Source organism: Lysinibacillus sp. GW821-FHT14F06, assembly GCF_058803665.1.
The window spans coordinates 38,429-46,041 of record NZ_JBXAPF010000041.1; the positions used below are offsets into that span (position 1 = coordinate 38,429).

Here is a 7,613-nt window from a genome sequence, read left to right on the forward strand (position 1 = left end):
AGTCAAAGTGGCTGTAAGGTTTTTTTTCGAATATATTGAAACAAAAGGAGCATTAAGCTCGTATACGTAATTAAAGAAAGAGAGGGAGCAACTTTGAGAGCAGAACCAATTCATAAAATTTCCCGAAAAGGGTTAACCGTGTGGCGTTTATATGGTGTATTACAAACAATATTGCTATTGATTGCGGCAATAATTGTTTCCTTCTGCACGTATTACTTTGAGTGGCCATCATTTATTTATTTCATTGCAGCTGCAGTAGTCTTACTTAGTATTATTTTATCAGTTTACCTGTTTCCAAAAATAAGATGGGAACGTTGGCGTTATGAAGTACGCGAGAATGAAATTGAAGTACAGCACGGTTTATTTGTTGTTAAACGTACACTTATTCCAATGGTGCGTGTACAGCATGTTGATACAACACAAGGACCAATATTAAAAAGATATAATTTAGGTAATATTTCAATATCAACAGCAGCAACTGTACATACGATTCCTGCGCTTGTGATGGATGAAGCTGATGGACTTCGTGCACGAATTTCGGAATTAGCAAGGGTGGCGGAAGATGATGTCTAAGGAAATTAATCGTTTACATCCAATTTCAGCTATTATAACGAGTGCGAAAGTATTAAAAAGCATGATTTTACCTGTTGCTATTATTTTTATAACAAATGGTTTTAATTTCTCGTTTAATGTTAATAGTGATCATTTTTTTCAAACATTGTTATTGTTCGGCGTTTGGGGAGTAGTGGCTTTACTTGCGGTTGTTAGTGGGATTATTAGATGGCGTACTTTTGTCTATTGGTTTGAAGATGGCGAATTGCGTGTAAAGTATGGTCTGTTTGTTAAAAAGAAGCGCTACATTCCATTTGACCGTATTCAAAGCTTAAATTATAATGAAGGAATTTTTCACCGTATATTTGGTTTAGTAAAGGTACAGATTGAAACTGCAGGGAGTAAGGATGGAAAGCCTGAGGCTGAGTTAACGGCAATACGTAAACCGGCAGCTGATGCAATAGAGCTGGAAATGCGTCGAGCAAAAAAACAAATAGTGGAACAAATAGTTGATGAACAGCCGACTCAAATGACAGAGGAAGTAGTAATTCCACAGATATATCGTATGTCTATCCGCGATTTACTAATATTGGCAACGACCTCAGGTGGAATTGGCGTCGTACTATCGGGTCTTGCTGCAATAGTCTCTCAGTTTTCAGATATAATTCCTTATGAAACTGTATTTCATGAGTTGGCTGACTTCGTTAAAGTAGGTGCTTTTTTAGTTGCGCTAACAGTAATGTTCATTTTAATCATTGCATGGCTTGTTTCTGTAGTAATTACATTAATTAACTATTATGAGTACACAGTCAAAATTGAAGATGAAAAGTTAATCATTACAAAAGGGTTACTTGAGAAAAAGCGAATTACTTTACCTTTAAATAGAATCCAGGCAATTCGTGTTGTGGAGAATCCATTACGTCAATTATTTGGTTTTGCAACAGTGGTTGTTGAGAGTGCTGGAGGAAATGGTGAGAATGGAAAAGATAAGAAGATTACTTTATTTCCACTCATAAAAAAGCAGGCCTGTCTGGAAACGTTAGAACAACTTTTTCCAGAGATGAACTGGCATCCAGAATTTATTCATTCACCAAAACGTGCACGTCCATTCTTTTATCGTATCGATTTTATTTGGCTCATTCCTATAATAGGTGCATGTAGCTACTTCTTGTATCCGTATGGTTTACTTTCGCTGTTGCTGATTCCACTTACAATACTTTTGGGCATTTGGCAGCATAAAACAGCTGGTTATATGATTGATGGAAGACAACTTACAATGCAATATCGTGTATTCAATCGTATTACATTTTTTATGGAGAAAAAACGTATACAATCTATTGAAAGTACTCAAACGTACTTCCAAAAGAGAAAAAATGTTATGTCTGTAAATGCAACAGTAATGTCTGGAATGACTGGAATGACTGGAAATGTTCCAAGCTTAGAACAAAAAGATGCTGAAACTATATTATCTTGGTTTGAGCATTAACCTTATGGAAGGCTAACCATTTACAATTTTTTGTAATGGTTAGCCTTTTTTAGCTATAAATAAACAAGAATAATTTATATAATAGAATATATCTAACAAAAGGGGTGGAATTTTTGTTTAAATATGATATTAGCGAAAACACGTATTTGAAATTGTTGGATTTAAACGATGTAGATGAATTATTTACATTGACAGATCGGTCAAGGGAGACTTTGCGAGAGTGGATGCTTTTCGTAGATGATGTGAAAACGGTAGAGGATACAGAAAGATTTGTAAGAAATGCGATGCATCAATATGCAAATAATAATGGCATACAAGCAGGGATTTATTATGAGGGAAAACTTGCAGGAGTCATTGGCTATCATCAAGTGAATTGGCAGCATAGATGGACGAGTATTGGTTATTGGTTAGGAAACGAATTTGTTGGTAAGGGGTTAGTTACTAATTCAATGAAGGCTTTTATTGACTATGCCTTTAGTTATTTAAAGTTAAATCGAATTGAAGTACGTGTTGCTGTGGGGAATATTCGAAGCCGTACAATACCAAAAGTGCTTGGCTTTAACGAGGAAGGCCGTTTGAGAGATGCTGAGTGGTTACATGATCACTATGTAGATCAAGTTGTTTACGGATTAACGGCAGCTGAATGGAAAAAACTAAAATCAGCAAACGAGAATACTGCCGTTTTATAAAATAGAAATTGGGTATGTTACCATAACAGATAAATTAAGAGGAGCATCCCATGTACTAAGGATTCTCCTCTTTGTACCTGTTATTTACCTGCCATCTTTTGTTTACGCCAGCTTAAAATTCTTTTGGGGTGTAAATAGATAAGCCCAAGAACGAATCCAGTTACTAAGCCGCCTAAATGCGCATAGACATTCACATTTGGCTGTATAAAAGTCATAATGACACTGATTACAATGATTGGCAAAATAAGCTTGCGAAGCATAGGCATTGTGCGGCGTGTGTAATAAACAAGCGCCCCAAAAGCACCAAAAATTCCAAAAATAGCCCCACTTGCGCCAAGGCTACCATAGCTACTATCATTAAGTAGATAGGTCGCCATGTTTCCTACAATGCCGGATAATAAATAAATTGTTATAAAACGTGCCTTACCCGCGATTTTTTCAAGCTCTGGCCCAAATATATACAATGAAAACATATTAAAAAGCACATGTAAAAAGCCGGCATGTAAAAACATTGCAGAAAAAATACGCCACCATTCACCGTTCTGGATTAGGAAATTCACTTGGATTCCGTAATTTAATACAAGTACCCCAATACCAGGTAAAATAGTTAATACATAAAAAATTAAATTAATCGCTATAAACATAGAAACAACAGGGTAATACTTTGTATATTGCTTAAAATTTTCTGTTCTACTAAACATGGCTCCACCTCAATTTACAATTATTATACATGGCTTTTTGGCAATAGGAAAAGGAGAAGTTCAAATGATTAAAGGAATTGGTCTCGACATCGTGGAAATTGATCGTATTGCTAAGGCACTGACGCGCACAAATAAATTTAAAGATCGGATTTTATCTGAAAAGGAAAGACTTTTATTTGAGGCACACTCTGAAACTCGTAGAATAGAGTTTTTAGCTGGGCGATTTGCTGCAAAAGAGGCATTTTCCAAGGCTCTAGGAACGGGTATTGGCGAGCAATGCAAGCTTCATGATATTGAAATTTTAAGAGGAGAAGCTGGGAATCCTGTTTTATATTTTAAAGGAAAGCTTGTAAATGGGTTTGTCAGTATCACACATGCTAAGCAATATGCAGCAGCACAAGTAATACTGCTGCTGTAAGTAATAGTGAATATCGTACTACCATATAAAAGACGCTCTACTTTCTGTAAATATTTTGAACATTAAAGGTCAATTTCGCCTTGGCGTAATTGCGTCAGGATTTTGAATTGTGCTTGCACAATTCATTCCTTTGAAAATCCGTGACATCCCCCGGAGGCTTTATCTTCATTCAGTAGGTGTTTGGAAACCCACTGAAAAGAAACTAAAACCGCATTCATCTCACCACTTGTAGAGGTGGGAGTCTTCTGCTGAATGAAGATAAATATATTGCCTGTTCTTCAGATGACATAACTGACAAATAAGGTTCATATATTGTCGTAGTGGATTTGAAAGAAGAAAGGGTGAAAGCGTGGGCAACCGTATAGTTAAATGGCTCGTCTTAATTTGTACGATATTACTTCTGTCGGCGTGTGGTACAGCCTCACAGGAAAAAGTGTTGAAGAAGGTTAACGGTAAATGGGCAGAGACAAATGGTTATGAGTTAAATGCCTCGATGGAGATTAAATCGGGTGGAGAGCCAAGAAAATATGATGTAACAGTTTGGCATACTAAACCTGATTTTTATCGAGTAGAAGTAGTGGAAAGTGGGAAAGATGTTTCACAGATGATAGTACGAAATGCAGATGGAGTGTTTGTAGTTACACCAACTTTGAACAAAATGTATAAGTTCCAAAGTGACTGGCCAAAGAAAAACAGTCAGGCATATTTAATAGGTGCTCTGGCAGAAGATTTAGCTGAAGATAAAAATGTAGTCATGAAAGAGCAAGAAAAAGCATATATATTTGAAGCAGCTACTAGAAATAGCTATAAAAATAGTATGCCTCATCAGGTGATTACAGTAGATAAGAAAACATTGCTTCCAACTTCCGTAGTCATAATGAATGATGTAAAGGAAGAACAGATACGTATTACATTTAAAAATGTAAAATTAGGTGTTCAACATGCTGCCAAGGAATATGCAGTTGAGCAATTTACGGAAACAGATCAAACAAAAGGTGAACAAGCTGCTCCGCCAGAAAAGGATGATAAAGGTGAAAAAGATGGTAAAGAAGCAGTAGGTGCTGAAATTGAAAATAAAGAGTTCCAAACAAATTACCCTGTTGTAAATTGGGAAAATACGAAGATGACTGAGGAAAAGGTTATTCGTGAGAATGGAATGGATCGTGTCATTTTAACATTCGAGGGTGACAAGCCATTTACAGTTATGCAACAGCCGGCTACTAAAGAGAGTGCGATGTTACCAGTATCGTCACCAGGTGATCCGGTAGATTTAGGCTTTACAATCGGTGCAATTACAGATACATCTATTAGTTGGGAAAAGGATGGAGTTGCATTCTTTGTTGCATCAAGTAAATTAACTCGTGATGAAATGGTAGAAGTTGCTGCTTCTATGACGATAAGTAGTATGAAGTAACTTTTTGCAGCTACAGCTTTCTAATACTGAAGGCTGTAGCTTATTAAGCTAAATAGTGATTAAACACTGTTTAGAAAGTTTTAAGTTGTATAGTATATTATAGGAATTAGCAAAAGCGAATTTAAAGAAGTAACTTATGCATTGGAACGAAATTATGGCAATACATAATGTTTTAATAAAAAATAAAGAGGGTATCCTAATGATGACACAGCAACATTTTAGACCAACAAAAGCAATTGTAGACTTACAAGCAATCCAGCAAAACGTACAAAATTTGAAAAGATTACTTCGACCAGATGTTCAAATTATTGCTGTAGTAAAAGCCAATGCATATGGTCATGGAGATGTAGCTGTTGCAAAAGCAGCCTTGGAAGCTGGTGCAACTATCCTTGCCGTAGCAACACCTGACGAAGCATTACATATTCGAGCATATTTTGAAGAACCTGACATACTAGTTTTGGGTGCATCTCCAGTTTCGTTTGTACCTTTTGCAGCTCAAAAGCGCATTATTCTTACTGTATTTGCAAGTGAATGGGTCCAGCATGCTGCTCTGTTGATAGCACATGAAGCTGACCCCTTACGACTGCATATAAAAGTAGATAGCGGTATGGGTAGAATCGGCGTTCGCTCTATACAAGAGCTTTTGGAGCTGTCTCAAACAATTCAAACTGCAAATAATATGAAACTTGATGGGATATTCACACATTTTGCAACAGCAGATGAGGAGGATACATCCTACTTCGATAGACAGGCTCAATTCTTTGAGCAATGCCTATCTGTATTACCTGAAAAGCCTAGACTTGTCCATGCCTCTAATACGGCTGCATCTTTAGTTAAAGATGCTCATTTACAATATGATGCTGTCAGATACGGCATTTCAATGTATGGATTATCACCGTCGCCTTATGTGGAAGGTATTCTTCCTTTCGAGTTACAGCCTGCGTTTACACTTGAAAGCGAGCTTGTCCATGTGAAGCGATTACAAGCAGGTGATTCTGTTGGCTATGGAGCTACGTTTGCTGCCTCAACTGATATGTGGATAGGGACAATACCAGTTGGCTATGCAGATGGGGTAATTCGTAAATTAGGTGGACAAGAAGTATTAATTGATGGTCAAAGAATGCCAATAGTCGGACGAATTTGTATGGACCAATGTATGGTTGCCCTGCCAAAAGCATATGCTATAGGGGAGAAGGTAACACTTATTGGCCATCAAGGGAATGATGTCATTTCAATGGATGAATGGGCAGTTAAACTTGAAACCATTAATTACGAAGTACCATGCATTATTACAGCAAGAGTACCTCGAATATACATTTAATTGATCTTAAGCAAGCACAAAATAGTTATATTATACAGATTTGAACAAAAGAATTTCTTGCATAATTGGTGAATATAAACACTGGAGAAAATATAAATTCACCAAAAACTTAATTTGTTGATTGTTGCCAATAAGATGAATCGGCACATACCTTCGACAACCTACATATTTTTACAACTTGTCCTTCAAATTGTCAGATATTTTGTCATTTCATGTCTTTTCAACAATATCTTTCAATGATAGAATGAGTAGTAATGAAAAGTGGATGGTTCCGTTGGAGGTGCTTGCTGTGTACGAGAAAAAGTTAAGAGAAGCTACAATTGCTGTTCAAGACAGACTATTTCTACAAACAAAGGAAGTAATTGAAGGTGAATCGTTTGCGCGTGTTTTGTCGCGCAATATTTTAATGCAGGAGCAACCAAATCAAATACGGGAAGCTATGATGAAAGGATATGTTGAAATGTCTCATATAAATCTGATGATTGCAAGTGAATGCTTGCATGCGGAATATGAAGCACAACATATGGTGGAGCGTCTCGTTAGCGGGGGATGACACTTTGAATGTAAAACGTGGTGACGTTTTTTTTGCAGATTTATCGCCGGTAATTGGGTCCGAGCAAGGAGGGACTAGGCCGGTGCTGATTATTCAAAATGATATTGGCAATCGATTCAGTCCGACTGTCATCATCGCAGCTATAACTGCACAGATTCAGAAAGCAAAGTTACCGACTCATGTTGAAATCAATGCTGAAAAGTATGGTTTTGAACGTGACTCGGTTATTCTGCTCGAACAAGTGCGAACAATCGACAAGTCAAGATTGACGGATCGTATTACGCAGCTTGATCATGCAGTGATGGAGAAGGTTGATGGTGCACTGATGATTAGTTTAGGGCTTGTCAAATTTTGATATACATATATGTATAGAGGCATCGAGATGATTTTCCATCTCGATGCTTTTTTGTGTGCGCCCGGCATGTGCATGAACTATAGGGTGTAAGTCCCGAACCCCGAAGACAGAAGTAGAGGTTAGC

The 7,613-nt window shown here is 37.1% G+C and carries 9 protein-coding genes; 8 read left to right on the top strand and 1 reads right to left on the bottom strand.

Going from position 1 to position 7,613, the window contains the following annotated elements; genetic code table 11:
* The first annotated feature begins 93 nt into the window (after positions 1 to 93).
* The 3 genes from AC1RNS_RS23580 to AC1RNS_RS23590 all read left to right on the top strand — a co-directional run bounded on the left by AC1RNS_RS23580 (position 94) and on the right by AC1RNS_RS23590 (position 2,727).
* Positions 94 to 573, top strand: coding sequence for a PH domain-containing protein (locus AC1RNS_RS23580; protein ID WP_492996206.1), 480 nt, complete (start codon positions 94 to 96; stop codon positions 571 to 573).
* Positions 566 to 2,038: a PH domain-containing protein gene (locus AC1RNS_RS23585; protein WP_492996219.1), complete on the top strand. Its 1,473-nt coding sequence runs from the start codon at positions 566 to 568 to the stop codon at positions 2,036 to 2,038. Before AC1RNS_RS23580 ends, AC1RNS_RS23585 begins: the two co-directional genes overlap by 8 nt.
* 113 nt (positions 2,039 to 2,151) lie before the next feature.
* Entirely contained in the window at positions 2,152 to 2,727 is a 576-nt protein-coding gene (locus AC1RNS_RS23590; protein WP_492996208.1) for a GNAT family N-acetyltransferase, read from the top strand.
* 80 nt (positions 2,728 to 2,807) lie between these two features.
* On the opposite strand, the gene AC1RNS_RS23595 is transcribed toward AC1RNS_RS23590, so the two are convergent.
* Positions 2,808 to 3,428 carry a rhomboid family intramembrane serine protease gene (locus AC1RNS_RS23595; RefSeq protein ID WP_492996210.1) on the bottom strand — a complete coding sequence of 207 codons (621 nt, stop codon included), beginning with the start codon at positions 3,426 to 3,428 and terminating at the stop codon, positions 2,808 to 2,810.
* A 64-nt stretch (positions 3,429 to 3,492) separates the two neighbouring features.
* On the opposite strand from AC1RNS_RS23595, the gene acpS reads away from it, so the two are divergent.
* From acpS to AC1RNS_RS23620, 5 genes are all read left to right on the top strand, one after another.
* A complete protein-coding gene (acpS, locus tag AC1RNS_RS23600; RefSeq protein WP_492996211.1) occupies positions 3,493 to 3,846 on the top strand; it encodes a holo-ACP synthase in 354 nt (117 codons plus the stop codon).
* 349 nt (positions 3,847 to 4,195) lie between these two features.
* On the top strand, positions 4,196 to 5,260 hold the full coding sequence (locus AC1RNS_RS23605; protein WP_492996213.1) for a LolA family protein: 1,065 nt from the start codon (positions 4,196 to 4,198) through the stop codon (positions 5,258 to 5,260).
* Positions 5,261 to 5,459: 199 nt separating this feature from the next.
* Positions 5,460 to 6,581: an alanine racemase gene (gene alr, locus AC1RNS_RS23610; protein WP_492996215.1), complete on the top strand. Its 1,122-nt coding sequence runs from the start codon at positions 5,460 to 5,462 to the stop codon at positions 6,579 to 6,581.
* Positions 6,582 to 6,870: 289 nt separating this feature from the next.
* Complete coding sequence (locus tag AC1RNS_RS23615; protein ID WP_427546565.1) at positions 6,871 to 7,134, top strand: hypothetical protein; 264 nt, start codon at positions 6,871 to 6,873, stop codon at positions 7,132 to 7,134.
* A 4-nt stretch (positions 7,135 to 7,138) separates the two neighbouring features.
* The gene (locus tag AC1RNS_RS23620; protein WP_004232054.1) at positions 7,139 to 7,489 is read left to right on the top strand and encodes a type II toxin-antitoxin system PemK/MazF family toxin; all 351 of its coding nucleotides are present in this window, start codon (positions 7,139 to 7,141) and stop codon (positions 7,487 to 7,489) included.
* The last annotated feature ends 124 nt before the right edge of the window (positions 7,490 to 7,613 follow it).

Excerpts from the sequence above, each read along its gene's own strand:
- AC1RNS_RS23585 (WP_492996219.1), top strand. The coding sequence starts at position 566 with ATGTCTAAGGAAATTAATCGTTTACATCCAATTTCAGCTATTATAACG.
- AC1RNS_RS23595 (WP_492996210.1), bottom strand. The coding sequence starts at position 3,428 with ATGTTTAGTAGAACAGAAAATTTTAAGCAATATACAAAGTATTACCCT.
- acpS (WP_492996211.1), top strand. The coding sequence starts at position 3,493 with ATGATTAAAGGAATTGGTCTCGACATCGTGGAAATTGATCGTATTGCT.
- alr (WP_492996215.1), top strand. The coding sequence starts at position 5,460 with ATGATGACACAGCAACATTTTAGACCAACAAAAGCAATTGTAGACTTA.